Source organism: Streptomyces sp. XY006, from assembly GCF_002237655.1.
Lineage (GTDB): Bacteria > Actinomycetota > Actinomycetes > Streptomycetales > Streptomycetaceae > Streptomyces > Streptomyces levis.
Window position 1 is genome coordinate 125,484 of sequence record NZ_NOKT01000001.1, and the last position, 25,567, is coordinate 151,050.

Below are 25,567 nucleotides of genomic sequence, written 5' to 3' on the forward strand. Positions count from 1 at the left end.
CGCTGACCGAGGGACAGGGCTGTGACCAGAGCCGAACGCCCGTACCGCACGCGCAAGAACCTGACTGTCGTGTCGCTCCTGCTGCTCGTGCTGGCCGTCGCACTGGGCCCGACGCCGAGTTCGGCGGCCGGGACCGACTGGTGGAACCCCACCGCACGGCCCGCGCCGGACTCGCGGATCAACGTCACGGGGGAGCCGTTCACCGGCACCGACGCCCGGGGCGAGGTGCGCGGCTTCGTCGACGCGCACGACCACATCTTCTCCAACGAGGCCTTCGGCGGGCGCCTGATCTGCGGGAAGCCGTTCTCCGAGCAGGGGGTGGCCGACGCGCTCAAGGACTGCCCCGAGCACTACCCGGACGGATCGCTCGCGATCTTCGACTTCATCACGCGAGGCGGAGACGGCAAGCACGACCCCGTCGGCTGGCCCACCTTCAAGGACTGGCCGGCCCACGACTCCCTGACCCACCAGCAGAACTACTACGCCTGGGTGGAGCGCGCCTGGCGCGGCGGGCAGCGCGTGCTGGTCAACGACCTCGTCACCAACGGCGTCATCTGCTCGGTGTACTTCTTCAAGGACCGCAGCTGCGACGAGATGACGTCCATCCGGCTCCAGGCCCGGCTGACGTACGAGATGCAGGACTACATCGACCGGCTGTACGGCGGGCCGGGCAAGGGCTTCTTCCGGATCGTCACCGACAGCGCCCAGGCCCGTCAGGTCATCGAGCAGGGCAAACTGGCGGTGGTCCTGGGCGTCGAGACCTCCGAGCCGTTCGGCTGCAAGCAGATCCTCGACATCGCGCAATGCAGCAGGGCCGACATCGACAAGGGTCTGGACGAGCTGTACGCGCTGGGCGTGCGCAGCATGTTCCTGTGCCACAAGTTCGACAACGCGCTGTGCGGGGTCCGTTTCGACTCCGGCAGCCTCGGAACGGCCATCAACGTCGGGCAGTTCCTGTCGACCGGCACCTTCTGGAAGACGGAGAAGTGCACCGGGCCGCAAGCCGACAACCCCATCGGCAACGCGACCGCGGCCGGGGCCGAGGCGAAGCTCCCGGCGGGCGTGGAGGTTCCCGGCTACAGCGCGGACGCCCGGTGCAACGTCCGCGGTCTGACGGACCTCGGTGAGTACGCCGTACACGGCATGATGCGGCGCGGCATGATGCTGGAGGTCGACCACATGAGCGTCAAGGCCACCGGCCGGGTGCTCGACCTCTTCGAGGCCGCGTCCTACCCGGGAGTCATCTCCTCGCACAGCTGGATGGACGCCGACTGGACCGAACGCGTCTACGGCCTGGGCGGTTTCATCGCCCAGTACATGCACGGCTCCGAGGGCTTCGTCTCGGAGGCCAGGCGCACCAAGGCCCTGCGGGACAAGTACGGCGTGGGCTACGGCTACGGCACCGACATGAACGGCGTCGGCGGCTGGCCGGCCCCGCGCGGAGCCGACGCCCCGAACAAGGTCGAGTACCCGTTCAAGAGCGCCGACGGCGGTTCCGTCATCGACCGGCAGACCACCGGCGAGCGCACCTGGGACCTCAACACCGACGGGGCCGCCCACTACGGCCTCGTCCCGGACTGGATCGAGGACATCCGCCGGGTCGGCGGCCAGGACGTGGTGGACGACCTGATGCGCGGCGCGGAGTCCTACCTCGACACCTGGGGCGCCTCCGAGAGCCACGAGCCCGCGGCGAATCTCGCCACCGGCTCCACCGCCTCGGCCGGCTCCTCCGAGTGGAGCCTGTTCACGAGCTACCAGCCGCACCGGGCCGTCGACGGCGACCGCCGCACCCGCTGGGCGAGCGACTGGAGCGACGACCAGTGGTACCGGCTGGACCTCGGCTCCCTGCAGACCGTCCGGCGGGTCACCCTCGACTGGGAGCGCGCGTACGCGAAGTCGTACCGCATCGACCTGTCCACCGACGGCACCACCTGGCGCACCGTCTGGTCCACGACGGCGGGTGACGGCGGCCTGGACACCGCGCGTTTCGCCGCCACCCCGGCCCGGTACGTCCGCGTCCAGGGCCTCGCCCGCGGCACCGGCTGGGGTTACTCCCTGTACGAGGTGGGGGTGCACGGCAGCTGACGGTCGGGCCCCGGCCGGAGAAAAGGACTCCGCAAGAAGTGGACGCCGCGTTCATATAGTGGTTATATGGACGCAGCGTCCACTTCTCGCGGAGGGGAAAGCCATGACCAGCACACCCAGCACCTCCGGCACCTCTGGCACCTCGCCCCGCGTCGCGCTCGTCACCGGCGGCTCGGGCGGTATCGGCAGGGCCGTCGTCGAGCGGCTCGCCGCCGACGGCTTCGCCGTCGCCGTGCACTACGCCGGGAACAAGGCGAAGGCCGAGACCCTCGTCGAGGAGATCACCGCCTCCGGCGGCCTGGCCGTCGCCGTCGGCGGCGACGTCGCCGACGAGCACGCGATGGCGGCCGCCTTCGAAGCCGTCGAAACGGCGTTCGGCGGAATCGACGTGGTGGTCAACACCGCCGGGATCATGGTGCTCGCGCCCATCGCCGAGCTGGACCTGGACGACCTGGACCGCATGCACCGCACGAACATCCGCGGCACCTTCGTCGTCGCCCAGCAGGCCGCCCGCCGGGTGCGCCGCGGCGGCGCGATCGTCAACGTGTCCACGTCCGTCACCCGCACCCAGCTCCCCGCCTACGGGGCCTACGTCGCCAGCAAGGCCGCCGTGCAGAGCATCACCCTGATCCTCGCCCGCGAGCTGCGCGGCAAGGACATCACCGTCAACACCGTCGCACCCGGCCCGGTCGCCACCCCGCTCTTCCTGGAGGGCAAGGACGAGGCCACCGTCGCCGCCTTCGCCAGGGCCACGCCGCTGGAGCGGCTGGGCGAACCGCGCGACATCGCCGAATCGGTCGCCTTCCTCGCCGGCCCCGCCCGCTGGGTGAACGGCCAGGTCCTCTACGCCAACGGCGGCCTGGCCTGACCCCGCCGCACCGCTCGGCAGGCCCACCGCAGCCCCCAAGGAGCAGACCCATGTCATCCGTCGTCCTCATCACCGGCGCCGCCACCGGCATCGGCAACCTCACCGCCCGCGCGCTCGCCGCCGAGGGCCACACCGTCTACGCCGGCATGCGCGACCTCCGGGACCGCAACGCCGGGCGCGCCCGGGAACTGCTGGACCTCGGCCGCAGCGAGGGGCAGGACCTCCGGGTCGTCGAACTCGACGTCCTGTCCGACGCCTCGGCGGAAGCGGCCGTCGCCACCGTCCTGCGGGAGGCAGGCCGCCTCGACACGGTCGTGCACAACGCGGGACACCTCTACGTCGGCTACGTCGAGGCGTTCACCCCCGAGGACATCCAGCACCTGCTGGATGTCAACACGCTCGGCATCCAGCGCGTCAACCGCGCGGCCCTGCCGCACCTGCGCGCCCGCCGCTCCGGCACCCTCCTCTACGTCGGCAGCACCACCTCGGTCGTCGTACCGCCGTTCCTCGGCCCCTATGTGGCGTCGAAGGTCGCCGCCGACGCGCTCGCCCAGGTGACGGCGTACGAGGTGGGCCGGTTCGGCATCGAGACGACCATCGTGATGCCGGGCCCGTTCACGCAAGGGACCGAGCACTTCCCCAACGCCTCGCGCGCCGGTGACGCCGAGCGCACCCGTGCCTACGCCGCGCTGGACCCGATGGTGGCCCGCAACGAGGCGGCCACCGAGGCGCTGTTCCCGCCCGGCGTGGACGCCCATCCGCGCGCCGTCGCCGACGAGATCGCCCGGGTCCTGGCCCTTCCGGCGGGCACCCGGCCCTTCCGCACGGTCGTCGACTTCAGCCAGGCCGGTGTGGAGGAGGTCAACGAGGTGCTGCGCCGGGCCCAGGAGAGGTTCGTGACCCGCCTCGGCTTCGGCGAGCTCCTGCACGTCGCGGGGCCTGAGCCCGTCCGGGCGCCCTGACCCGCCCCGGCCGCGCACGGACCGCACGGCTTCCTAGACTGATCGACCCCGGACCGAGCGAGGGAGAGACATCGTGACGAAGCAGGCCGAGGGCGCCGCCGAGCGCCCGGCCCGCGGGCGCGGGCGCCGCCCGGCCGACGAGGTCCGCGCGGACGTCTTCCGCGTGGTGGGCGAGGTGCTCCTCGAGGAGGGCATCGCCGACCTGACCTTCGAACGCGTGGCCCGCCTGTCCGGGGTCAGCAAGACGACGCTGTACAAGTGGTGGCCCTCCAAGGGAGCCCTCGCCCTGGACGGCTACTTCCACGCCGTCGAGGAGACCCTCGCCTTCGAGGACACCGGGGACATCCGCGCCGACCTCACGCGTCAACTGCTGTCCTTCGCCCACCTGATGACCCGGACACCGGCAGGGCGGGTGCTGACCGAGCTGATCGGCCAGTCCCAGACCGACGAGGACCTGGCCACCGCCTTCCGCTCCCTGTACTCCTCCGGGCGGCGACGGCTGGCGGGGGAGCGGCTGCTGCGCGCGAAGGAGCAGGGACAGATCCGCGAGGACGTCGACGTCCAGGTCCTCGTCGACCAGCTCTGGGGGGCGGTGTACCACCGGCTGCTGATCCCCGACGAGCCCGTGACGGACGAGTTCGTCCTCGCCCTGGTCTCCCACCTGTTCGACGGCATCGCTCCACGGCCCGGGGCGTAGCCGACCCCGGGCCTGGTCGACCAGGGCCTGGGCTGCCCGGGGTCGGGGTCGGGGCCTGGCCGGGTCAGGTGGTCGCGCGGACCGCCTCGCGGATCAGCTCGGCCACGTCCTTCGGCCGGGAGACCGCGACGGCGTGCGAGGCGCCGTCGATCTCGACGACCGTCGCACCGGCCCGCTTCGCGCCGAAGCGCTCCACCTCCGGGTTGATCGCCTCGTCCGCCCCGGCCACGAGTGCCCAGGACGGCTTGTCCTTCCAGGCCGCGGCCGACGCCGTCTCCGTGAACGTCGAGGCGGCCAGCGGGCGCTGCGCCACCGCCAGGACCTTGGTGACGGCCGCCGGGACGTCGGCGGCGAAGATCGCCGGGAACGCCTCGGCCTCGATCGTCACCTCGACCGCGCTCTCCCCGCCGTCGACCGGGTACGTCTTCTCCTTGAGGCTGCCCACCAGCGGCGAGAGCGGGAAGCGTCCCTGCAACTCGCCGAGACTCTCGCCCTGTTCCGGTATGTACGCGGCGACGTAGACCAGGCCCACGACGTTCTCCGCGGTACCGGCGACGGAGATGACGGCCCCGCCGTAGGAGTGGCCGACCAGGACGACCGGGCCGTCGATCTGGGAGGCCTGGGAGGCGATGTACGCGGCGTCGGACGCCAGACCGCGCAGCGGGTTGGGCGGTGCCACCACGGGGATGCCGTGGTTCTGCAGCTCCGCGATGACGCCGGACCAGCTGCCGGCGTCGGCGAAGGCGCCGTGGACGAGCAGGGCGGTCGGAGTGGTGACCATGTCGGTGCTCCTTGGAACGGTCGGGCCCGGGTGCCGGGTCATCGGGTGTGCAGCGCGGCGTGGAGGACGGCGGAGGCCTGACGGATGGCCGCGTCGGCGGCGTGGGTCCCGCGCAGGGCGTTGAGCATCACGAAGTCGTGGATGACGCCCTGGTAGCGCACGGCCGTGACGGGCACGCCCGCCTGACGGAGCTTGTTGGCGTAGGCCTCGCCCTCGTCGCGCAGCACGTCGGCCTCGGCGGTGATCACCAGGGCCGGGGGCAGCCCGGTGAGCTGCTCGGTGGTGGCGCGCAGCGGCGAGGCGGTGATCTGCGCCCGCTCGGCCTCGTCGGTCGTGTACTGGTCCCAGAACCACTGCATGCCGTCGCGGCGCAGGAAGTAGCCGGTCGCGAACTGGTGGTAGGAGTCGGTGTCGAAGCTCGCGTCGGTCACCGGGTAGAACAGCACCTGCTGCACCGGCGTGACGTCGCCGCGCTCCTTGGCCATCAGGGTGAGCGCGGCGGCCATGTTGCCGCCCACGGAGTCGCCGGCCACCGCCAGCCGCGCACCGTCCAGGCCCTTGGCGGCGCCTTCGGTCACGACCCACTGGGCGACGGCGTAGTTCTGCTCGATGGCGACGGGGTAACGGGCCTCGGGGGAGAGGTCGTACTCGGGGAAGACCACGGCCGCGTGCGCGCCGACGGCGAGTTCGCGGACCAGGCGGTCGTGGGTGTGGGCGTTGCCGAACACCCATCCGGCGCCGTGGATGTAGAGGACGACGGGCAGGACGCCCTCCGCGCCGGCGGGCTTGACGATCCGGGCGCGGACGCTGCCGGTCGGACCGCCGGAGACAGTGATCCACTCCTCGTCCACGGCGGGCTTGGCGATGTCGCCCGACTGCACGTCGTCGACGGCCTTGCGGCCCTCGGCCGGGGCGAGGTCGAACAGGTAGGGCGGGTTGGCGGTCGCCTTGGCGAACTCCGCCGCGGCCGGCTCCAGAACCGGCTCGACCGGCTCAAAGGTGTGGGACATGCGAACTCCTGGGACTCTCCGCTCGCCGGTGTCTCCGGCGAGGCGGCCCGCAGCGCATCGAAGATCCGCCGGGCCGCCTGCGGCCACGCTAGGTCCGGCAGGCCCGGTGCCCTTGCCCGCCCGCGCACGGTGTCTGCTCCCCGGGCGCACGGTGCGTCCCGCCGGGGCGGTGGGCAGTCGTGCCGGGGTCCTGCGGGACGGTCGCCGGTGCGCGGGTCGTACGAGACCGGTGACATTGCCGGTCCGCGCGCGGTGTCCGGTCCCCGACAGTGGCACGGCCAGCCCAACGGCGGTGCCCGGAGCCGCGGGCACGCGGTGGACGCCCCAGGTCCCGCGTGCCCGCCGCACGGGCCGCCCGCCACGACAGAGAGGACGACTCGTCGTGCACCTCCACCCCCACACCGCTCCCCGTACCGGGTCCCGCGGCTCCCTCGGACGCCGGGCCGGGCGACTGGCCGCGGCCGCCGCGACCCTCGCCGTCGTCGTCGGCCTGGGCCCTCTGACCAGCCCCGGCGCCCACGCCGCCGACAACCCCTACGAGCGCGGCCCGGCCCCCACGACGTCCAGCATCGAGGCGAGCCGCGGCCCGTACGCCGTGTCGCAGACGTCCGTCTCCTCGCTGTCCGTCACCGGATTCGGCGGCGGCACCATCTACTACCCGACCAGCACCAGCGACGGCACCTTCGGCGCGGTGGCCATCTCGCCCGGCTACACGGCCTACGAGTCGTCCATCGCCTGGCTCGGACCGCGCCTGGCCTCGCAGGGCTTCGTGGTGTTCACCATCGACACGCTCACCACGCTCGACCAGCCCGACTCGCGCGGCCGCCAGCTCCTGGCCGCGCTGGACTACCTCACCGAGCGCAGTTCGGTGCGCGGTCGCGTCGACGCCTCGCGCCTCGGCGTCATGGGCCACTCGATGGGCGGCGGCGGCAGCCTGGAGGCGGCCAAGTCGCGTCCGGCGCTGCAGGCGGCGATCCCGCTGACGCCGTGGAACCTCGACAAGAGCTGGCCCGAGCTCACCACGCCGACCCTGATCTTCGGAGCCGACGGCGACACCATCGCCCCGGTCTCCTCCCACGCCGAGCCGTTCTACTCCAGCCTGTCCTCCTCGCTGGACCGGGCCTACCTGGAGCTGAACTCGGCGACGCACTTCACGCCCAACTCGTCGAACACGACGATCGCGAAGTACAGCATTTCCTGGCTCAAGCGGTTCATCGACAACGACACCCGCTACGAGCAGTTCCTGTGCCCGCTGCCCCGGCCGAGCCTGACCATCGAGGAGTACCGGGGCAACTGCCCGCACGGCTCCTGACCGTCCCTCGCCCCGGGCCGTGAAGCCGCGGCGGCCCGGGGACCGGCGGCGGACGCGCCACGCGTCCGCCGCCGGTGTCGTGCCGGGGCACGGCCGGGGCGGCCGGGGGTTGGGCCGGAGCACAATCCGCCGCCGTGCCGTACCCGCACCTCACCCGGCCATTCTGAGCAAACTCGCAGGTGCCGCCGGGGTTCTTGGCGTTCCGCAGCGCGGACGTAAGCCTTCCGGTCTTCCTTACGCGCAAGTAACCTCCGTGGAATGACGGGAGACACAAGCTGGGTGCGCACGGCTCCCCGCGCGAGGAGCCCGCACGGACGCGACGCCGTCCGGTCGGCCGCGGAGACCCGCGGCCACGCCGAACTCGCGCGGGGCCGACGGCAGTTGTACGACGGTCCGGTGGGTGACGCGCGCGAGTCCCTGCTGCTGGCCGCGTCCCTCCTGGCCGCCGACGCGCCGGACGGGGCGGAGACCGCGCGCCTCTTCGCCGCTGACGCGGCGTGGGCGGCGGGCGACGTGCCGGCCTGCCTGGCCACCCTCGACGGCGCCGACACCGCGGCCCGGGCATCCGACTACGCCGCCCTGGACGACGCCCCGGTGAGAACGGGCGCGGACCGTGACGACGCCTCGCCACTGACACGAGCCACCGCCGTCCCGGCGCCCCCGCCGCCCGACGCCACGGCCCGCGCCGCCGCTACGGCGACCGACCCGGGCCGCGACGTGGCTCCCGCGACCGGCCCGGGCCATGCGGAACCCGGCCCCCCGGCGGGCGCGGCCGGCCCGGGCAACCGGGAACCGCGTCTGTCCGGCGGCGGGGGCGGCCCGGAATCGCGTCTGTCCGGCGGCGGGGCCGGCCGGGAGCTGCGCCCGTCCAGCGACGAGGGCGGCGGTTCGGACGTTCGAGAGCCGGGTCCGTACGGTCGCGGGGGCGGCCCGGACCGTCGAGGACCGGATTGGTCCCGTGGCGAGGGCGGCCCGGACGTTCGAGAGCCGGGTCCGTACGGAGGTGGGCCCGGGCCCGGCTGGCCTCGGGATCCGTTCGTGCGGGATTACCGCGACGGGATGCGCGCCCTGCTCGCGCGGCGGCCCGGGGAGGCCGTCGGCCCGTTGCGGCGGGTGCTGGAGCAGGCGTGGGCCGACGGCCGCCCGGAGCGGCTGCTGCGTGCCGCCGCGGCCGCCCTGCTCCTCGGGGACCTGCACGCGGCCCGCTCCGCCGGAGCCCGCGCGCTGGCAGCCGCCCGCAACGCCGAGTGCACCGCCTCCGAAGCGCGGGCCCTGGAGTACCTGGCCTACGGCGAGCTGCGGGCCGGCCGTCACGCGCAGGCGCGCCACCACGCCGAGGAGGGCGTACGCGCGGCACTGGCGGCCGGCCGGCGCAACACCGCGGCGAGTCACCACGCGATGCTCGCCCTGGCCGCCTCGATCGAGGGGGACACCGCCGCCGTCGCCGGATACGCCGGGGCCGCCCTGCGCACCGCCCGCCGCCACGGCCTGGCCCAGGCGGCCACCCTGGCCGAGTGGGCCATCGCCCGCGCCGACCTGGCCCGCGGCCGGCCCCTGGACGCCGCCGACCGGCTCGGCCCGCTCGTCGGACCGGGCCCCCGGCGCGGACACTTCGCCGTCTGGATGCTCGCCGTACCGTGCTTCGTGGAGGCCGCGGTGCTGGCCGGGCAGCCGGACGACGCCCGGGGTGTCGTCGCGGACCTGGCCCAGTGGGCGGCCTTCGGCGCCGACCCGCACGCCCCCGCCCAGCTCGCCCGCTGCGGCGCCCTGCTGGCCGTGGACGACGCCGAGGCCGACGATCTCTACCTGCGCGCGCTCGCCCTGCACGACGCGTCGGGCGGCGACTTCGAGCGCGCCCGCACGGAGCTGCTGTACGGCCGGTGGCTGCGGCGGCGCCGCCGGCTGCGCGAAGCCCGCGCCCGCCTCGGAGCCGCCCTCGTCGGCTTCGAACGCTGCGGCGCCGGCGCCTGGGCGGCCCAGACGCGCGGCGAGCTGCGCGCCAACGGGGCCGCGTCCGGGGCCGCCTCCGGGTCCGAGCCGGCCGGAGGGCTGTCCCGCCTGACCCCGCAGCAACTGCGCATCGCCCGCCACGTGGCCGAGGGCGCCACCAACCGGGAGGTCGCCCAGCGGCTGGCCGTCAGCACCCGCACGGTCGACTACCACCTGCGCAACGTCTTCGCCGTCCTCGGCGTGCGCTCCCGCGTCGAACTGGCCCGCATGGTGGACCAGGAGAGCCGCTGAACGGCCGCCGAACCCTCGCCGATCATCACGCACCCGTCGAGAAGAGTGCCGCACGACTCTGGGGACCGACCGGACGGTATGCCATTCTTCGGAGCAGGACTGTAGGGGTGACTAGGGCCGCCCGCGCAGCGCACCCGCCGGACGCCGCCTTGGCGGGCCGGCGACGGGCGCCGCCGGAAGGCCGATGTTGGGGGAGGACCGCGATGCATCCTGCCGCACGCACACGCACGACGTTCCGCAGCGGGCCCATGCCCGTTCCGCAACCGCGGACACGGCGGATCCGGTCGCTGATCGACGCCGACGCGCTGCGCGTCCTGCACCGGGCGGCCCGCGTCCTGCTCGACGAGCTGCCGGAGCTGACCGACCGGCTGCTGGTGGTCCTGCGCGAGCAGGAACCGGCGTACCGGACCACGCTGGAGAACGACCACGCCGCCACCTGGCAGGAGACCCACCGCTCCCTGCGGCACAGCGTGACCTCGCTGCTCGACCCGCGCGGCGCCCGCGAGGCCGCCCACCGCTGCACCTGGCGGATCGGTGCCACCCGGGCCGAGCAGGGGCTGCCGCTGGACGCCCTGCTGCACGCGTTCCGGCTGGGCGGCTCCCTGGTGTGGCAGCGGCTGGTCGAGGAGACCGCCCGCGCGGAACCGGACGACATCCGCCTCCTGGTGCACGTGGCCACCGACGTGTGGAACTTCGTCGACGAGCACTGCACCCTCGTGGCCGACGCCTACCGGCAGACGGAGCGGCAGCTCGCCTGGCGGCGCGAGAACCGGGTGCGCCTGCTGGCGGCTGCCCTGCTGGACGGCACCAGCCGGATCGCCGACCTGCCCGAGACCGCCGACGGGCTGGGGCTGCCCGAGCACGGCCGGTACGTCGTCGTCGCGGTCGCCGGCGTACGGCCGCAGGGGCCCACGGGCCTGCGGGCCTGCGTCCGCGCCGCCGGCACGAGCGCGTACTGGCATCCCGGCGCGGAGGTGGACTACGGCATCGTCCTGGTCGGGGAGGCGGGGGACGGACAGGACGACCGCGACCCGGCCTCGGCCCTCGGGCTGCCGGGCGACGGGCAGGCCGCCGGATGCCGCGTCGGCGTCGGCAGCGCCGTGACGGGACTCGCCTCGGTCGGCGACGCCCGGCGCCTGGCCGATCTGGCCCTGGGTATCTGCCCGCCCGAGGGCGGTACGGTCCGCCTCGCCGAGCACCTGCCCGAGGCGCTGGTGTTCTCCTGCCCGGAGCTCGGCGCGACCCTGACCGAGCGGGTGCTCGGGCCCCTGCTGCGGCTGGAGCCGGCCGACCGGGACGTCCTGCTCGACACCCTGGTCGCCTGGTTCGCCTCCGAGGGGTCCGCCCAGCGCGCCGGTGAGCGGCTGTACTGCCACCGCAACACCGTCCTGAACCGGCTGCGCCGCTGCGAACAGCTCATCGGCCGCTCCCTGGCTCGCCCGCTCGACGTGGTGGAGATCAACCTCGCCCTGACGGCCCACCGCCTCCTACCCGGCTGACCGGCCCCCGACGACCCGACCGCTCGCCCTGACCGGCTGCTCGTCGGGTCCGGCCGCTCGCCCTGCTCGGGCCCGCTCGCCCTGCTCGGGCCCGCTCGCCCTGCTCGGGCCCGCTCGCCCTGCTCGGGCCCGCTCGTCCTTCCCTGCGGTAGCGCGCCCCGGGCGGCTGCTCGTCCCGCCCCGCGGCAGTTCCTCCCGCGCGGCTGCTCGTGCTGCCCGGTCGCCGCACCGGGCCCACCCCTACCCTCGCCCCTCGCCGGAAGGCGCTGGGCAGCCGCACAGTCACCGCCGAGCCGCGTTGGGACCGCGCAGCCACCCGGCCCGAACACCTGTACCGCGTGTCCGCGCCCGTGCTGTCGTGGGCTGCCCTTCCCCCGAAGCACCCGTGCCGGACGGCACGGACCCGAGGAGCCGTGATGCCCGAAGCACCACCGGACGAAGAGCCCGCCCTGCGCGTCGAGGGCCTCGACGTGACCTACGGCCGCGCCGTGTCCGCCCTTCGCTCCGTGACCCTGACCGTCCCGCACGGCCAGGTCGTCGCCCTCCTCGGCGCCAACGGGGCGGGCAAGACGACCCTGCTGCGGGCGGTGTCGGGCACCCTGCGCCTGCACCGCGGCGCGATCACGGCCGGCCGTGTCCGCTACGGCAGCACGGAACTCGACGGACGCGACCCGGTCGCCGCGGTGCGCGCCGGAGTCGTCCAGGTCCCCGAGGGGCGCCGGGTCTTCGCCGGCCTCACCGTCGACGAGAACCTGCGCACCGGCGGCCTCGGCCTCGGCCGCCGCCGCCCGGACCAGGTCGCCGAGGCACGGGACCGGGTCTTCACGCTCTTCCCGCGCCTCGCCGAACGCACCCGGCAGGCCGCGGGCCTGCTCTCCGGCGGCGAGCAGCAGATGCTCGCCATCGGCCGGGCCCTCATGACCGCGCCGCGCCTGCTGCTGCTCGACGAGCCCTCCCTGGGCCTCGCCCCGCAGATGGTCTACCGGATCGCCGAGGTCGTCCGCGAGATCAACACCCAGGGCACAGCGGTCCTGCTCGTCGAGCAGAACGCCGGCATGGCGCTGTCCCTCGCCGACACCGCCCACGTCCTGGAGGTCGGCGAGGTCCGCCTCTCCGGTCCGGCCGACGAACTCGCCCGCACGGACGCCGTGAAACGGCTGTACCTCGGCGAGACCACCGACGACACCGCCACGACCGGCACCGACACGACCGGGACCGACACCGCACAGACCGCCGCAAGAACCGAGGGGCAGGGAGCCGCGTGACCGTCCGCACCACCGCACCACCCGAACTCGCCGTGACGGACGTGACCGTCCGGTTCGCCGGTCTCACCGCCCTGGACGCGGTGTCCTTCACCGTCGCCCCGGGCTCCGTCCACGCGCTCATCGGACCCAACGGAGCGGGCAAGTCCACCTGCTTCAACGTCCTGTCCGGACTGTGCCGCCCGGCCACCGGCACCGTACGCCTCGGCGACGCCGACCTCACCCGGCTCGCCCCGCACCGCATCGCCGCCCTCGGCGTCGCCCGCACCTTCCAGAACATCGTCACCACGCAGGGCACGGTCGCCGACAACCTGATGCTCGGCCGCCACGCCCTGTCCCGGGCCGGCTTCGCCGCCAGCGCCCTGCGCCTGCCGCAGGCGCGGCGCGAACAGCGCACCCACCTCGACCGGGCGCGCGAGATCGCCGAACTCACCGGCCTGGCAGCGCACTTCGACCGGCCCGTGGCCCTGCTCTCCTACGGCGACCGCAAGCGCGTGGAGTTCGCCCGCGCCCTCTGTCTGGAGCCCAGCGTGCTGCTGCTCGACGAGCCCGTCGCCGGGATGAACGCGGCCGAACGCGCCCGCACCGTCGAGGTCGTGCACGCCGTGCGCGCCGAACTCGGCCTGTCCGTCGTCCTCGTGGAGCACGACATGGGGCTGGTGATGCGGCTCGCCGACGAGGTCACCGTCCTCGACTTCGGCCGGGCCATCGCCCACGGCACCCCGGACGAGGTCCGCCGCGACCCGGAGGTGCTGCGCGCCTACCTCGGCACCGGCTCCGAGACCGAGGAGGACGCGGCATGACGACCTTCCTCGACAACGTCTTCAACGGCCTCGCCCTGGGCGCGGTCTACGCCCTCGTCGCCCTCGGCTTCGTCATCATCTTCAAGGCCTCCGGCGTCATGAACTTCGCCCACGGCTCCCTGCTCCTGCTCGGCGGCTACCTCACCGCCGTGCTCCACGACGACCTCGGCTTCGCCGGCGCCCTGGCCGTGTCCGTCCTGGTGACCGCGGCCGTGGCCGGCGCCATGGACCGCTTCCTGCTCCAGGCCGGCGGCGGCGCCGACCCGCACGCCGCGCACGTGCAGACCATCGTCACCATCGGCGTCGACATCCTCATCCTCACCGACCTGTCCCGGCGCATCGGCGGCGACCTGCTCTCGCTCGGCGACCCGTGGGGCGACTCGGTCAGCGGGCTGGGGCCGGTGACCGTCGCGGACAGCCGTATCGCCGCGATCGTCGTCTCCACCGTGGTCATCGCCGGGGTCTTCGCCCTGTTCCGGTACACCTCCTGGGGCCTGTCGCTGCGCGCCTCGGCCGAGGACGTCGAGGCCGCCGCCCTGATGGGCGTGCGCCTGGTGCGCATCCGCATGCTCGCCTGGTGCCTGGCCGGGGCCCTGGCCGCCCTGGCGGCGGTCTTCCTCGCCGCGTTCCCCGCTCCCGGCCTGGAGCGCACCACGGGGCAGATCGCCCTCAAGGCGTTCCCGGCGGCGATCCTCGGCGGGATGGCCTCGCCGCCCGGCGCCCTCGCGGGCAGCCTGCTGATCGGCATGACCGAGGCGCTCGTCGCGGGCTACCAGTCCGACCTGCACGTCCTCGGCGAGGGCTTCGGCGACGTCGCCCCCTACGCGGTGATGGTGCTGGTCCTGCTGGTGCGGCCCACCGGCCTGTTCGGCGGAAAGGCGGCGGTCCGTGTCTGACCGGCTCTCCGGAATCCGCACCGGCACCCCGCGCCTGTGGTGGACGCTCGCGGTCGTCACCGTCCTGTGCGCGCTGCCCTTCTACCTCGACGCGTTCTGGCTGCGCATCGGCCTGTTCTCGATGGCGGCGGCCGTCGGCGCGGTCGGCCTCGGCCTGCTGTCCGGCACGGCGGGCCAACTCTCCCTCGGCCACGCCTTCTTCCTCGCCGTGGGCGCCTACGGCTACGTCTGGCTGGCCGGCGAACCGGGCCCCGGACTGCCGACCGCCGTCGCCGCCGTGCTCGCGGTCCTGCTCGCCGGGGCAGCGGGCGGACTCTTCAGCCCGGTCGCCGGCCGGGTGCGCGGCGTCTACCTCGGTGTCGCCACCCTGGCCCTGGTCTTCCTCGGCCACCACGTCCTGCTCACCGCCGACTCCGTCACCGGCGGCTTCAACGGCCGGTCCGTGCCCCCGCTGGAACTGGGCGGCTTCTCCTTCTCCGCCGACTCCGAACTGACCGTGCTGGGCGTGCCGTTCGGCGCCGAGGAACGGCTGTGGTACCTGGGGCTCGCCCTGTTCGCGCTCACCTGGTTCACCGCCCGCGGACTGCTGCGCGGCCGTCCCGGACGCGCCCTGGTGGCGCTGCGCGACAGCGAGACCGCCGCCGCCGTCATGGGCGTGGACGTCTCCCGCTACCGCTCGGCGGCCTTCGTCGTCTCGTCGATGTACGCCGGCCTCGCCGGGGTGATGATCGCCCTGTCGTTCCGCCGCGTCGTGCCCGACTACTTCGGCCTCGTGCTGTCGGTGGACTACCTCGCCATGATCGTCATCGGCGGGCTGGGCTCGGTCGCCGGAGCCACCGCCGGCGCCGTCTTCGTCACCGCGCTGCCCCTGCTGATGACCCGCTACGCCGACCAACTGCCCCTGGTGGCCGCCCCCGGCACCACCGGCGGCACGGTCGGCCCCACCGAGGCCGCCCGCTACCTCTACGGAGCGGCCATCGTCCTGATCCTGCTGTTCGCCCCCGACGGGCTGCACGGCCTCGTCCGCCGCCTGCGCGCCCGCCTGCGCCGCCGGTCCGCCCCGCCACCCACAGCCGCCACCTCCCCGACACCCTCACCCGCGCCCGCCGCACGAACCAAGGAGCCCACCCCGTGAACTCCACGCACCACACGCACCGCGTACGCCCCAGGACGCTCCTGGCCACGGCCCTCGCGGCCCTGCTGCTCACCGCCACCGGATGCAGCTCCAAGGCCGACTCCTCCCAGGGCACCGGCGACGGCGCCGACGGCGTCAAGACCGGGCCCGGAGTGACCGACAAGGCCATCAAGCTGGGCGCCCTCACGGACCTCACCGGCCCCTACGCCACCCTCGGCAAGAGCATCGTGCAGGCCCAGCAGATGTGGGCGGACGAGGTCAACGCCCGCGGCGGCATCTGCGACCGCCGCGTCGAGATCGTCGTCAAGGACCACGGCTACGACGTCCAGAAGGCCGTCACCGCCTACGCCGACCTCTCCGCGGACGTGGTGGCGCTGCCCCAGGTCATCGGCTCGCCCGTGATGGCCGCGCTCCTCGACGACATCGAGCGGGACAAGGTGCTCACCTTCCCGCAGGCCTGGGCCGCCTCCCTGCTCGACCGGGACTCCGTCCAGGTCCTGGGCACCACCTACGACATCGACATGATCGCCGCGGTCGACTTCCTCACCCGCACCAAGGGCCTGAAGAAGGGCGACACCATCGGCCACGTCTACTTCGAGGGCGACTACGGCGCCAACGCGCTCGAAGGCGCGCAGTGGGCGGGCAAGAAGGCCGGCCTGAAGGTCGTCGGACAGAAGATCAAGGCAACGGACACCGACCTGTCCGCGCAGGTCTCCGCCCTGCGCAAGGAGGGCGTGAAGGCCATCCTGATCAGCGCCGGACCGGCCCAGACCGCCTCCCTGGTCGGGGTGGCGGCCTCGCGCGGCCTGAAGGTGCCCGTCGTCAGCAGCGCCCCCGGCTACGCCCCGCAGCTGATGAAGACGCCGGCCGCTCCCGCCCTCACCGCCCTGCTGAACGTGGTCAGCGCGGCGCCCGCGGTCAGCTCCGACCTGCCGGGCGTGCGCAAGATGGTCGCCTCCTACCAGAAGAAGTACCCGGGCTCCCTCGTCGACTCCGGCGTGCTGTCCGGCTACAACGCCGCCCGACTCCTGGGCAACGACCTGAAGAAGGCCTGCGAGAACGGCAGCCTCACCCGCGAGGACGTGGTCAAGGCCCACCGCTCCCAGTCCGCGGTCGACGTCGGCCTCGGCACCGCGCAGAACTTCTCCGACAAGGCACAGCCGGCGAGCACCTCGACGTACGTGCACAAGCCGGACGCCAAGGCGGTCGGCGCCGCGGTGAACGTGGAGGACGCGCACACCGCTCCGGGCGTCAAGGAGTACCTGGCCTCCCGCTCGTGACCGGCGGGGCCCGGCCGCACGCCGGCCGGCCGGGCCCTACAACCCCGCGATGGCGTTCCACCGCCGGGCGAACTCCACGCGTTCGCCCGACGTGATGTCCCGGGCGATCGCCAGCCGGCTGCGCATCCGCGCGTCCGGGAAGATCAGCGGGTGCTCGGCCAGGGCGGCCGTCTCCTCGTCGCTCGCGGACGCGAGGACGTCCCGGGCGGCCGGGACGGGGCACACGTAGGTGACCCACGCGGCCAGCTCGGCCGCGACCTCCGGATCGTAGTAGTGGTCGACGAGCCGCTCGGCGTTCGCCTTGTGGCGGGCGAGGTCGGGGATCATCAGCGACTCGGCCCACAGCTCCGCGCCCTCCTCCGGGACGACGAACTCGATGTCCGGGTCGTCCGCCTGAAGCTGGATCACATCACCGGAGTACGCCTGACAGGCCAGGACGTCACCGCTGGACAGGTCCTTGATGTAGTCGTTGCCCGTGAAGCGCCGGATCTGCCCGCGGCGCACCTGCTCCTCCACCTGGTCGCAGACCCGGTGGAAGTCGTCGGCCGTCCAGCGTGTGATGTCGACCCCGTTGCCCTGCATCAGCAGCGCGAACGCCTCGTCCAGCCCGGACAGCAGGGTGACGCGGCCCTTCAGGTCCTTCGCCCACAGGTCGGCGACCCGCCGGATCTCCCGGCCGGTCCTGCGCCGGTTGTACGCGATCCCGGTGATCCCGGACTGCCAGGGCACCGAGCACATCCGGCCGGGGTCGAAGGAGGGCGAACGCAACTGCATATCCAGGTGCGCGGCCACGTTGGGCTGCCGCGCCCGGTCCATCTCCTGCACCCAGCCCAGCCGTACGAACCGCGCGCACATCCAGTCGCTGACGACGATCAGGTCGCGCCCGGTGGGCTGACGGTTCATCAGGGAGGGGCTGATCTTGCCGAAGAACTCGTCGTTGTCGTTGATCTCCTCGACGTAGTCCACCGCGATGCCCGTGCGCCTCTCGAAGGCGTCCAGGGTCGGGCGCCGCGCCGCGTCCTCGTCGTCCGTGTCGATGTACAGGGGCCAGTTGGCCCACGTCAGCCGGCGGTCGGTGGCCGAGAGATCGGGGGCGGCGCGGTCACCGGGCCGCACGTACGCGGCCGGGACACCGCACCCGGCGAGTCCGCCGAGCGCGGCCCCGGCGCCGAGGGCGCGCAGCAGTAAGCGGCGGGAGAGCGGAGGGATCGTCTTCAGCGGCATTGAGGCAGCATGGCGCGCCCCGGCGCGGCGCACCATCGACACCCCGTCGAGCGCTGCGGCCCCGCGGCCCGACACCCTGTCTCGTCGGCGGGCCCGACGTCACGTCAGCGCGGTTCGAGCGCCGCCTCGGCCGCCGCCCTGATCCGGGCACCGAAGGCCGGGGCGTCCCGGCGGGCGGCGAGCAGCGCCAGACCGACGAGGAGCTTGCCGAGTCCGTGGCCCTCCAGGACGTTGAAGATGCGCACCCGGGTTCCGCCGCCGGCCAGCGGCTCCAGGTCGTAGCCGCCCTCGTCGACCGTGACGCTGTTCTTCGACACCTCGGTCCAGCGGATGCGCACCGGCTCCCGGAGCTCCGTGATGCGGAACTCCCGGGCCGTCTTCATCCCGGCGTCCTTGACCGTGCTGCGGAACACCGTTCCCACGGCGGTGGGCGTGTCGGGCACCCGCTCGATCTTCTGCACCCGAGGGCTGAACTGCGGATCGTTGCGGCCGTCGGCGAGATACGCGAAGACCGCCTCGATCGGCCGGTCGATCTCGACGACCGCCTCGAACTGACCTGACATGGAAGCTCCCCGATCACTCGAGCCATGGCGAAGTGCCGTCGGTGCGTCCCGCCGTAGCGGCACCGCGACCCTACGCGACCGCCGGGCATCCCGCGAGGCGACGGACGCGGTGCGAGCACCGCCCCAGGGCGCCGCAGGACCGGTGAGGACCGGTGGGAACCGGTGAGGACCGGGGGGCTGTCCCTTCGTCCCCGTCATCGGCCGCGTGGGTCTGTAGGGTGGTCGGAGAGGCCTGGCCCACGACACGACGCCTACGAGGGGCCGACGGCCACCTGGAGGAGCACGCGGTGACCTCTGACAACGCCCACGACAACGCTTCCGTCAGCGCATCCGTCATGGATTGGCTCCTGGAGACGGAGTCGCTGGAGGACTTCCTGCAGTCCCTGGCCGAGGCGGCGCTGGAGCTGTCCCACGCCGAGGGAACCGGCGTGACGATCGAGCGCGAGCACCGGCCCCTCACGGTGGCCAGCGCGGGCCCGCCGGCCCCCAAGCTGGACGAGCGGCAGTACGGCCAGGACGACGGCCCGTGCCTGCAGGCCGCCCGCACCGGCGAGGAGGTCATCGTCCGGGACATGCTCGCGGAGACACGCTGGGGCGACTACCCGGCCTACGCCGCGGCCTGCGGGATCCGCTCCTCCGTCTCCCTGCCGATCGCCGCCCGCACGCACACCGTCGGAGCGCTGAACCTATACGGCGGCCCGGCCCGCGCGTTCGACGACGCCGACCTGAGCGCGCTGCGCTCCCTGGCCGCGCAGGCCACCGGGGCGATCGCGCTGGCCCAGCGGATCGCCGACGCGGAGGCGTTCGCCGACCAGATGCAGACGGCGATGCGGTCCAGGGGCGTCATCGACCAGGCCATGGGGGTGGTGATGGGCCAGCGCGGCTGCACCGCGGACGAGGCCTTCGCCATCCTGCGCTCCGCCTCGCAGCACCGGAACATCAAGCTCCGTGACCTGTGCACGGAACTGATCACCAACCTCACCGGCCACCGCCCGGACGACCCGGACCTACGCCCCCGCCCCTGAGCCACCACGCACCACACCGGCCCGGCTCGGCGGCGGCACCGGGGCGTGGAAGCCGCAGAGGGCGCCGTGGCGATGAAGTGCCCGGACAGCGTTAGTGGAGCAGGTGGGGGGCCTTTTACGTCGAGACGTCGTGTCGAGATGCCGTGATTGAATGCGCCTACCACGAGCCTGACCAGCTCGTTCGCGCCATCTGCGCGACAGCTGTCAGAAAGCGCAGTGCACTTACAGGGGGGATTCCATGGCGACCGGCAATGCCCAGCTCTCGTGCGGCGCCTCGGGGGAGCCGACCCGCGGCAAGCGCAGCTTCCTGCTCGTGCTGGTAGGCGTCGTGGCCGTCAGTGCTGGGGCCTTCTGGTTTCTCTCCAGGGACAGCTACGAAGGCGGCTACCGAGTCGGCAGCGCACTCGACAGCGGCATCCAGTCCGGGCTCGAGGTGACCAGCCCGCACACGCAGGTCGGCAAGGAGTACTGGGTCGCACTGCCCACGGCCGACAACGTCTCCGACCGGCCGCTGACACTGCTGCGCGGGGAAATCACGCAGGTGCCCGAAGGCCTCGAGGTTGTCGGCTACAAAGCCATCAGCCACGAGGACACCGACGGACACCCGCTGAGCGCCTCCCCGGTCGAGGGCTCACCCGGCGTACCCAAGCTGACGAAACTGCCGGATCACTCCAGCCGGCCCTCCCTCGTACCAGCACACGAACCCGGTGACGTCTTCTGGGCGGCCCGAGTCCGCGTGACAGGCAAGGTCACCGGCGATCTGACGGGATGCCGCTACTACTACCGCCAGGACGGCACCGAGTACGGGCAGAACGTGGCCTGCACCTCCAGGATCCGTCTCGGACCGGCCCTGGACTAGGGGGCGCAGAGCGGGGAAGCCCGTACCGAACTGCATATGGCGGGTCTCTGTGCGGGTGTGCACTGCCCGACTCCCATGGGGTAGTCGGGCAGTGCGTATGTCGGACGAGTGCGCCAGCCGGGGGTTGACCCGCAACGCCGTACGGTCGGCCGGTGACCGGGCCGCGCGGTGGCCGGCGCACGCGGAGCCGGGTTCAGTCGAAGCGCTGGACGCGGGGTGCGAACGTGTTCTCCGGTCCTGCGGCGCGGCCGACCGACCACACCGTCTCCGTGCCCGGCACCGGGGCCAGCTGCAGCAGCTGGGAGTCGCCCTCCCCGGCCACGGCCGGTTCGTCGTACGCGGTGAACGACTGCCCGTTCCAGGCGAGGAAGTCCGGCCCGGGGACGAGCGGAGGTGTGCTGCCCGGCGGACCCCACTTCTGCGAGCGGGACACCGCGACCCACCCCAGGGAACCGGACGCGGCCGGTGCCAGTGAGGTGATCGCCCCGAAGTCGGCGGGCAGGCTCACCCGGCTCCAGGTCTGTCCGTCGAAGCGGACCAGCAGTGGTGGTATCGGACGGCCGGCCGGGCCGCCGATGAAGCCGGCGGTGCCGCCCGCCCACACCTCGGTCGGTGAGACCGCCAGCACACTGCCCACGGCCGCCCGCGGGAACCCGTCCACGATCGTCTGCCGCCACTCCCGCCCGTCCCAGTGCGACACGGCCGCGCCCGTGCCGGTGGCGCCCGCGGCCCACACGTCGTCACGCGCCAGAAGGTGCAGGCCGTACACGGATCCCGGCGGGGCCGGCACGTCCTGCCAGCTGCGCCCGTCCCAGCGCAGCAACGCCTGCGTGCCGTCCCGTGAACCGATCAGCCAGACCTCCCCGCCGCCCGCGACGGCCCGGGTCGGCACGACACCGCGCGGCGCCCGTCTCTCGTGCCAGTCGCGTCCGTCGAACCGGAGCAGACGGGTGCCGCCCGCCGTGTCCCGGCCGACCGCCCAGACGGAGGACGGTGAGGTCCCCGCGACGGACAGCAGCTCTCCTTGCCGGCCGGCCCCGGGGACGCTCTGCCGCTGCCACGCTGTTCCGTCCCAGCGCAGCAGCAGCGGGAAGCCCGGCGCCTCGCGGCCTACGGCGTCGGTGCCCACCGCCCAGGCCAGGCCGGGCCCGAAGGCCACGGCGTCGTTCAGCGCGGCCTGGGGGCGTACCCCGTCCGGGACCGGGACGTGCTGCCAGGACCGGGTGCCGGCCGCGGCCGGGCCCAAGTGGGCCAGGAGGGTCAGGGCGAGGGCGAGTGCCGCGACGACGAACCTGCGTGTCATGACCGGCCTCCCCGCCGCTCGCTCATCAGGTTCGGTTTCGAGCCGTAGATCTCGACGGTCCCGAAGGACAGCAGGGAGGACCCGGCCCGGGCCAGGGCGCGCGGCCTGACGTCGATCGCGTCCTCGCGCTCCGGGCCGTAGGAGAAGGTGGTCCGCGCTCCGTCCACCCGCGCGTACTTCGACTGGAAGGCGCGGTCGCTGCGCACCGGCAGCCACAGCGCGCCGTCCGGGCCGCGCACCAGGCCCTCGACGGGTGTGCCGTCCAGCGGCGGGTGGGTGGTGTGCCAGGCGCGCCCGTTCCCGGTCATCAGGAAGGTGCGGGTCGTGCCGTCGGTGTACCGGCTGCCGCCGATCGTGACCCGCCCGGAGGCCTCCGCGAGGATCACGTGCACATTGCTGTCCGGCGGCAGCGGCACCTGCGCGTCCCGCCACGCCGCGCCGTCCCAGCGCAGCACGGTGGTCCCGGCGGCGGTGTCCGCCCAGGCCCAGGCGTCGGTGGCGGTCCGCGCGGTGATGCCCATGACGTACAGCACGCCGTCCGGGGTGGCCTGACGGGTCCAGCGGGTGCCGTCGTAGTGGAGCACCTGCACTCCCGTGTCGTCCTCGCCCACGACCCACGCGGCGCCCGGAACGGCGGCGAAGTCCTGGTACGTCCACAGCGTCTGAGGCAGCGCGACGGTGCTCCACCCGGCCGCCGAGCGGCGCAGGAGTTCCCTCATGCCCGCGCGGTCGCGCAGGAACCACACCTCCTCGCCGGCGAACTGCGCCGTGCCGAACCAGCCCGGGTCGCCGGCGCCGGGGAAGGAGGTCTCCCGGCTCCACGCCGCGCCGTCCCACCGGTACAGCATCGGCCGCAGCCCGTCGGCGGCGTGCTCGTACCCGCTCGCCCACGCCTCGTCCGGCCCGCGCGCGGCGAGGCCGGACACGGTCACCGGCGACACCGCCGCCGGCGGCACCGGCAGCGCGGACCAGCCAGGCGTCACCGCCACGGCGGGCGACACCACCGCGGCGCACACGAACACCAGGCAGACGACCACCGCACGCAGAGCGTTCACGGGCCCCCCCAACGCGAAGGCCGCACACGCTAGGCGCGACGGCCCGCCCGTGAACAGACGTCATCCGGCCGAAGGGCGACGGGAAGTGGGACGTGCCCGGCACGCCCGTGCGGGCGAGTGCATAAGATTTGATCCCATGTCGAAGCCTGACGAGCTGATCGTCTCCATCGCCTCCCTCGTGGAGAGCGGGCAGAGCACCCAGATGTCCCTGACGGTGGTCACCGGCGGTGCGGTCATCACCGGTCGCCTGGCCCCCGAAGCCGTGTGGAGGCAGCGGGTGTCGGAGGTCCTGACGGACTCCGCCCGGCTGGGCGAGTTCTCCGCCGTGTTCGACGCCCCCGGGACGAAGGACGGGCCGCCCACCCATCTGCACTTCCATGTCGCCCGGATCCTGCAAGGCACGGTGGGCATCCCGGAAACGGGCGGGATGTACCGTGTCGCGATCGAGGACGTCAGCGCCTGGACGGTGGGTGACTTCAGCTACTCCGACCAGTTGACCCGCTGACCGACCGAGTTGCCGTCCCGCGGTGGGGCCGACCGGTGGGTCACCGGGACAGCTCCACCTCGATGTGCCGGGACAGCGCGCGCAGGAAGTCGGGCGCGTCGAAGATCTCTCCGGCGGAGACGACACCGACGGCACACGTCCGGCCCGTGAGGACGCGGTCGAGGGCCTCCACGACGAGGGGCGCCGTGACGGCGTAGATGTCCCGCCCACGGGCCACGGCGCGCCGCTCGGCACCTCCCGCGCGGACGACGACGTCGACGAGGAAGGTCTGCGCGGACCGCCCGCGCTCGTCGACCGGGGCAGGTTCCGGGGTGTCCGCGGCAGCGATGTCGCGGGCCGCCTCGACCGTCATGTAGGTGCAGACGGCGGGGATCTCCAGATGGCTGGGGAGGGTCACGACGTCGGCCATGGTGAACTCCCCGATGACCGCGCGCCGGCCCAGCGGGCGCGGGAAGGCCCACTCCAGGGTCGGCGGGGCGTCGTCGCGGTACTCCAGGCGTCCGCCGCTGTAGCTCAGGCGCCGGCCGTCGCGGCGCTGCCGGGAGACCGCGCCCGACGTGCGCGTTCCCGTGGTGGGGTGCCAGCTGTTCAGCCCGTAGGCGATGTGCGCCTCGTCCGCCGAGGTCCAGTCGCCCAGCGCCGCGGTGGCCAGCAGATCGCCGAGACCGCCGAAGAAGGCCATCGCCGGGACCACGACCGCCCCGGCCTCCCGGGCCCGGTCCGCGAAGTGCGCGAACGTGTCGAGGTTGGCCTCGATCTCGGCGGCCACGTCCAGGTAGGGGATTCCGGCGCGCAGGGCCGCCTCGATCACCGGGGCGGCCGTCGCGGCGAAGGGCCCCGCGCAGTTGATCACGGCCGCCGTGCCGGCCAGCGCGCGGTCGAGCGAGGCGGCGTCGTCCACGGAGGCCGGACGGGCGTCGAGACCCGTCTCGTGCGCCAGCTTCCGCAGCCGCTCGGCGTCGCGGCCGGAGAGAACCGGGACGAACCCGCGCTCCCGCAACTCCGCGACCACGAACCGCCCCGTGTGCCCGTACGCGCCGAACACCGCCACCGTCTGGCCCGGTCCCATGGATTCCCCCTGCGCTCGAATGATCCGCCGGTCTCTGTCCCCCCGATCCTGGCGACTACGGCCAGGACACCGTGAGTGTCCGGAACGCCACGCCCCATACACTTCCGGACATGACCACCGTCGCGCTGGCCGTCACCGACGGCATGCTCCACTTCGAACTGGCCCTGGCCTGCGAGGTCTTCGGGGCCGGTGTGAGCGGCCCGGACGGTTCCTGGTACCGCCTGTCGATCTGCGGCCCGGGCGCCGTGCGGGCCGGGCGCTTCCGTCTGGAGCCCGACCACGGGCTCGACCGTCTCGCCGGGGCCGACACCGTGATCGTCCCGGGCTGGGCGGACATCGACCGGGACCCGCCGGCCGAGCTGGTCGACGCGGTGCGCGCGGCCCACGAGGCGGGCGCCCGCGTGGCCTCCCTGTGCACGGGCGCCTTCGTGCTGGCCGCCGCGGGCCTGCTGGACGGCCGGCGCGCGACCACGCACTGGGCACACACCGGGGAACTGGCCCGGCGCCACCCCCGGGTGCGCGTGGACCCGGACGTCCTGTACGTCGACGAGGGCAAGGTGCTCACCTCGGCCGGCAAGGCCGCGGCCATGGACCTGTGCCTGCACCTGGTCCGCCTCGACCACGGCTCGTCGGTCGCCAACACGCTGGCCCGGCGCCTGGTCGTGCCGCCCCACCGGGACGGCGGCCAGGCCCAGTTCGTGACCACGCCCGTCCCGGCCCCGGACAACCACCCGCTCGCGGCGCTGTTCCCCTGGGTGATGCAGCGGCTGGACCGCCCGCTCACCGTGGAGGACCTGGCCCGCCGGGCGGGGATGAGCTCGCGCAACCTGGGCCGCCACTTCAAGTCGGTGACGGGCACCAGTCCGTTGAAGTGGCTGCTGACCCAACGCATCCGCCACGCCCAGGTGTTGCTGGAGACGACCGACGACACCGTGGACGCCATCGCGACGGCCACGGGCATGGGCACGGCCACGACACTGCGCCGGCACTTCCACCGCACGGTCGGCGTCCCGCCCGACGCCTACCGCCGTACGTTCCGCTCCCGCGGCCGGGACGGAACACGGGCGTGACCGCGTCGGCCGGGACGGAACACGGGCGTGACCGCGTCGGCCGGGGCGGGACCGTCCGCGGGT

General features: G+C 73.7%; 22 protein-coding genes and 2 pseudogenes. 16 read left to right on the forward strand and 8 right to left on the reverse strand.

The window, feature by feature from the left end:
- Positions 1-21: 21 nt before the first annotated feature.
- From CHR28_RS00615 to CHR28_RS00630, 4 genes are all read left to right on the forward strand, one after another.
- Positions 22-2,085, forward strand: coding sequence for a galactose-binding domain-containing protein (locus tag CHR28_RS00615; protein WP_094051392.1), 2,064 nt, complete (start codon positions 22-24; stop codon positions 2,083-2,085).
- Positions 2,086-2,188: 103 nt separating this feature from the next.
- Complete coding sequence (locus tag CHR28_RS00620; protein WP_094051393.1) at positions 2,189-2,953, forward strand: SDR family oxidoreductase; 765 nt, start codon at positions 2,189-2,191, stop codon at positions 2,951-2,953.
- A 50-nt stretch (positions 2,954-3,003) separates the two neighbouring features.
- On the forward strand, positions 3,004-3,915 hold the full coding sequence (locus tag CHR28_RS00625) for an SDR family oxidoreductase (RefSeq protein WP_094051394.1): 912 nt from the start codon (positions 3,004-3,006) through the stop codon (positions 3,913-3,915).
- A 73-nt stretch (positions 3,916-3,988) separates the two neighbouring features.
- Entirely contained in the window at positions 3,989-4,612 is a 624-nt protein-coding gene (locus tag CHR28_RS00630; RefSeq protein ID WP_094051395.1) for a TetR/AcrR family transcriptional regulator, read from the forward strand.
- A 64-nt stretch (positions 4,613-4,676) separates the two neighbouring features.
- Here the strand turns inward: CHR28_RS00630 and CHR28_RS00635 are convergent, their stop codons facing one another.
- Both CHR28_RS00635 and CHR28_RS00640 read right to left on the reverse strand, forming a co-directional pair.
- The gene (locus CHR28_RS00635) at positions 4,677-5,393 is read right to left on the reverse strand and encodes an alpha/beta fold hydrolase (protein ID WP_094051396.1); all 717 of its coding nucleotides are present in this window, start codon (positions 5,391-5,393) and stop codon (positions 4,677-4,679) included.
- A gap of 38 nt (positions 5,394-5,431) precedes the next feature.
- Positions 5,432-6,403 (reverse strand): alpha/beta hydrolase, encoded by a 972-nt coding sequence (locus CHR28_RS00640; RefSeq protein WP_094051397.1) that lies wholly within the window; start codon positions 6,401-6,403, stop codon positions 5,432-5,434.
- A 382-nt stretch (positions 6,404-6,785) separates the two neighbouring features.
- Between CHR28_RS00640 and bdeA the strand changes: the two genes are divergently transcribed.
- From bdeA to CHR28_RS00680, 8 genes and pseudogenes are all read left to right on the forward strand, one after another.
- The gene (gene bdeA, locus CHR28_RS00645; protein WP_094051398.1) at positions 6,786-7,715 is read left to right on the forward strand and encodes a bis(hydroxyethyl) terephthalate hydrolase; all 930 of its coding nucleotides are present in this window, start codon (positions 6,786-6,788) and stop codon (positions 7,713-7,715) included.
- 969 nt (positions 7,716-8,684) lie between these two features.
- Positions 8,685-9,956 (forward strand): annotated as a pseudogene (locus CHR28_RS00650) (helix-turn-helix transcriptional regulator); the annotation flags it as partial.
- 203 nt (positions 9,957-10,159) lie between these two features.
- On the forward strand, positions 10,160-11,455 hold the full coding sequence (locus CHR28_RS00655; protein ID WP_094051400.1) for a PucR family transcriptional regulator: 1,296 nt from the start codon (positions 10,160-10,162) through the stop codon (positions 11,453-11,455).
- Between the two features lie 416 nt (positions 11,456-11,871).
- On the forward strand, positions 11,872-12,720 hold the full coding sequence (locus CHR28_RS00660; protein ID WP_094051401.1) for an ABC transporter ATP-binding protein: 849 nt from the start codon (positions 11,872-11,874) through the stop codon (positions 12,718-12,720).
- A complete protein-coding gene (locus CHR28_RS00665) occupies positions 12,717-13,520 on the forward strand; it encodes an ABC transporter ATP-binding protein (protein ID WP_094051402.1) in 804 nt (267 codons plus the stop codon). The genes CHR28_RS00660 and CHR28_RS00665 overlap by 4 nt, the downstream gene beginning before the upstream one ends.
- Complete coding sequence (locus tag CHR28_RS00670) at positions 13,517-14,416, forward strand: branched-chain amino acid ABC transporter permease (protein ID WP_094051403.1); 900 nt, start codon at positions 13,517-13,519, stop codon at positions 14,414-14,416. The genes CHR28_RS00665 and CHR28_RS00670 overlap by 4 nt, the downstream gene beginning before the upstream one ends.
- Complete coding sequence (locus CHR28_RS00675; RefSeq protein WP_373453309.1) at positions 14,409-15,551, forward strand: branched-chain amino acid ABC transporter permease; 1,143 nt, start codon at positions 14,409-14,411, stop codon at positions 15,549-15,551. Before CHR28_RS00670 ends, CHR28_RS00675 begins: the two co-directional genes overlap by 8 nt.
- Complete coding sequence (locus tag CHR28_RS00680; RefSeq protein WP_094051404.1) at positions 15,548-16,831, forward strand: ABC transporter substrate-binding protein; 1,284 nt, start codon at positions 15,548-15,550, stop codon at positions 16,829-16,831. The genes CHR28_RS00675 and CHR28_RS00680 overlap by 4 nt, the downstream gene beginning before the upstream one ends.
- Before the next feature lie 36 nt (positions 16,832-16,867).
- Here CHR28_RS00680 and CHR28_RS00685 read toward each other — a convergent pair whose 3' ends face one another.
- On the reverse strand, positions 16,868-18,055 hold the full coding sequence (locus CHR28_RS00685; protein ID WP_094051405.1) for a polyamine ABC transporter substrate-binding protein: 1,188 nt from the start codon (positions 18,053-18,055) through the stop codon (positions 16,868-16,870).
- 104 nt (positions 18,056-18,159) lie between these two features.
- The gene (locus CHR28_RS00690; protein WP_094051406.1) at positions 18,160-18,618 is read right to left on the reverse strand and encodes an SRPBCC family protein; all 459 of its coding nucleotides are present in this window, start codon (positions 18,616-18,618) and stop codon (positions 18,160-18,162) included.
- 287 nt (positions 18,619-18,905) lie between these two features.
- Between CHR28_RS00690 and CHR28_RS00695 the strand changes: the two genes are divergently transcribed.
- On the forward strand, positions 18,906-19,643 hold the full coding sequence (locus CHR28_RS00695) for a GAF and ANTAR domain-containing protein (RefSeq protein ID WP_094051407.1): 738 nt from the start codon (positions 18,906-18,908) through the stop codon (positions 19,641-19,643).
- A 238-nt stretch (positions 19,644-19,881) separates the two neighbouring features.
- The gene (locus CHR28_RS00700; protein ID WP_094051408.1) at positions 19,882-20,502 is read left to right on the forward strand and encodes a hypothetical protein; all 621 of its coding nucleotides are present in this window, start codon (positions 19,882-19,884) and stop codon (positions 20,500-20,502) included.
- Between the two features lie 193 nt (positions 20,503-20,695).
- Here the strand turns inward: CHR28_RS00700 and CHR28_RS00705 are convergent, their stop codons facing one another.
- From CHR28_RS00705 to CHR28_RS38885, 3 genes and pseudogenes are all read right to left on the reverse strand, one after another.
- A complete protein-coding gene (locus CHR28_RS00705; RefSeq protein WP_094051409.1) occupies positions 20,696-21,805 on the reverse strand; it encodes a hypothetical protein in 1,110 nt (369 codons plus the stop codon).
- Positions 21,802-22,860, reverse strand: a complete 1,059-nt coding sequence (locus tag CHR28_RS00710) for a hypothetical protein (RefSeq protein WP_094051410.1) — start codon at positions 22,858-22,860, stop codon at positions 21,802-21,804. The genes CHR28_RS00705 and CHR28_RS00710 overlap by 4 nt, the downstream gene beginning before the upstream one ends.
- A gap of 29 nt (positions 22,861-22,889) precedes the next feature.
- Positions 22,890-23,018, reverse strand: a pseudogene (locus tag CHR28_RS38885) (hypothetical protein); the annotation flags it as partial.
- Here CHR28_RS38885 and CHR28_RS00715 point away from each other — a divergent pair.
- Positions 22,997-23,365, forward strand: a complete 369-nt coding sequence (locus tag CHR28_RS00715; protein ID WP_094051411.1) for a hypothetical protein — start codon at positions 22,997-22,999, stop codon at positions 23,363-23,365. The pseudogene CHR28_RS38885 and the gene CHR28_RS00715 sit on opposite strands and share 22 nt — an antisense overlap.
- A 40-nt stretch (positions 23,366-23,405) precedes the next feature.
- On the opposite strand, the gene CHR28_RS00720 is transcribed toward CHR28_RS00715, so the two are convergent.
- Positions 23,406-24,434: a saccharopine dehydrogenase family protein gene (locus tag CHR28_RS00720; protein ID WP_094051412.1), complete on the reverse strand. Its 1,029-nt coding sequence runs from the start codon at positions 24,432-24,434 to the stop codon at positions 23,406-23,408.
- A gap of 110 nt (positions 24,435-24,544) precedes the next feature.
- Between CHR28_RS00720 and CHR28_RS00725 the strand changes: the two genes are divergently transcribed.
- On the forward strand, positions 24,545-25,504 hold the full coding sequence (locus CHR28_RS00725) for a helix-turn-helix domain-containing protein (protein ID WP_094051413.1): 960 nt from the start codon (positions 24,545-24,547) through the stop codon (positions 25,502-25,504).
- The last annotated feature ends 63 nt before the right edge of the window (positions 25,505-25,567 follow it).

Bases quoted from the DNA above. Each gene is read 5' to 3' on its own strand.
- CHR28_RS00700 (WP_094051408.1), top strand. From the start codon at position 19,882: ATGGCGACCGGCAATGCCCAGCTCTCGTGCGGCGCCTCGGGGGAGCCG.
- CHR28_RS00660 (WP_094051401.1), top strand. From the start codon at position 11,872: ATGCCCGAAGCACCACCGGACGAAGAGCCCGCCCTGCGCGTCGAGGGC.
- CHR28_RS00625 (WP_094051394.1), top strand. From the start codon at position 3,004: ATGTCATCCGTCGTCCTCATCACCGGCGCCGCCACCGGCATCGGCAAC.
- CHR28_RS00655 (WP_094051400.1), top strand. From the start codon at position 10,160: ATGCATCCTGCCGCACGCACACGCACGACGTTCCGCAGCGGGCCCATG.
- CHR28_RS00640 (WP_094051397.1), bottom strand. From the start codon at position 6,403: ATGTCCCACACCTTTGAGCCGGTCGAGCCGGTTCTGGAGCCGGCCGCG.
- CHR28_RS00690 (WP_094051406.1), bottom strand. From the start codon at position 18,618: ATGTCAGGTCAGTTCGAGGCGGTCGTCGAGATCGACCGGCCGATCGAG.
- CHR28_RS00620 (WP_094051393.1), top strand. From the start codon at position 2,189: ATGACCAGCACACCCAGCACCTCCGGCACCTCTGGCACCTCGCCCCGC.
- CHR28_RS00725 (WP_094051413.1), top strand. From the start codon at position 24,545: ATGACCACCGTCGCGCTGGCCGTCACCGACGGCATGCTCCACTTCGAA.
- CHR28_RS00635 (WP_094051396.1), bottom strand. From the start codon at position 5,393: ATGGTCACCACTCCGACCGCCCTGCTCGTCCACGGCGCCTTCGCCGAC.
- CHR28_RS00720 (WP_094051412.1), bottom strand. From the start codon at position 24,434: ATGGGACCGGGCCAGACGGTGGCGGTGTTCGGCGCGTACGGGCACACG.
- CHR28_RS00685 (WP_094051405.1), bottom strand. From the start codon at position 18,055: ATGCCGCTGAAGACGATCCCTCCGCTCTCCCGCCGCTTACTGCTGCGC.
- CHR28_RS00670 (WP_094051403.1), top strand. From the start codon at position 13,517: ATGACGACCTTCCTCGACAACGTCTTCAACGGCCTCGCCCTGGGCGCG.
- CHR28_RS00705 (WP_094051409.1), bottom strand. From the start codon at position 21,805: ATGACACGCAGGTTCGTCGTCGCGGCACTCGCCCTCGCCCTGACCCTC.
- CHR28_RS00715 (WP_094051411.1), top strand. From the start codon at position 22,997: ATGTCGAAGCCTGACGAGCTGATCGTCTCCATCGCCTCCCTCGTGGAG.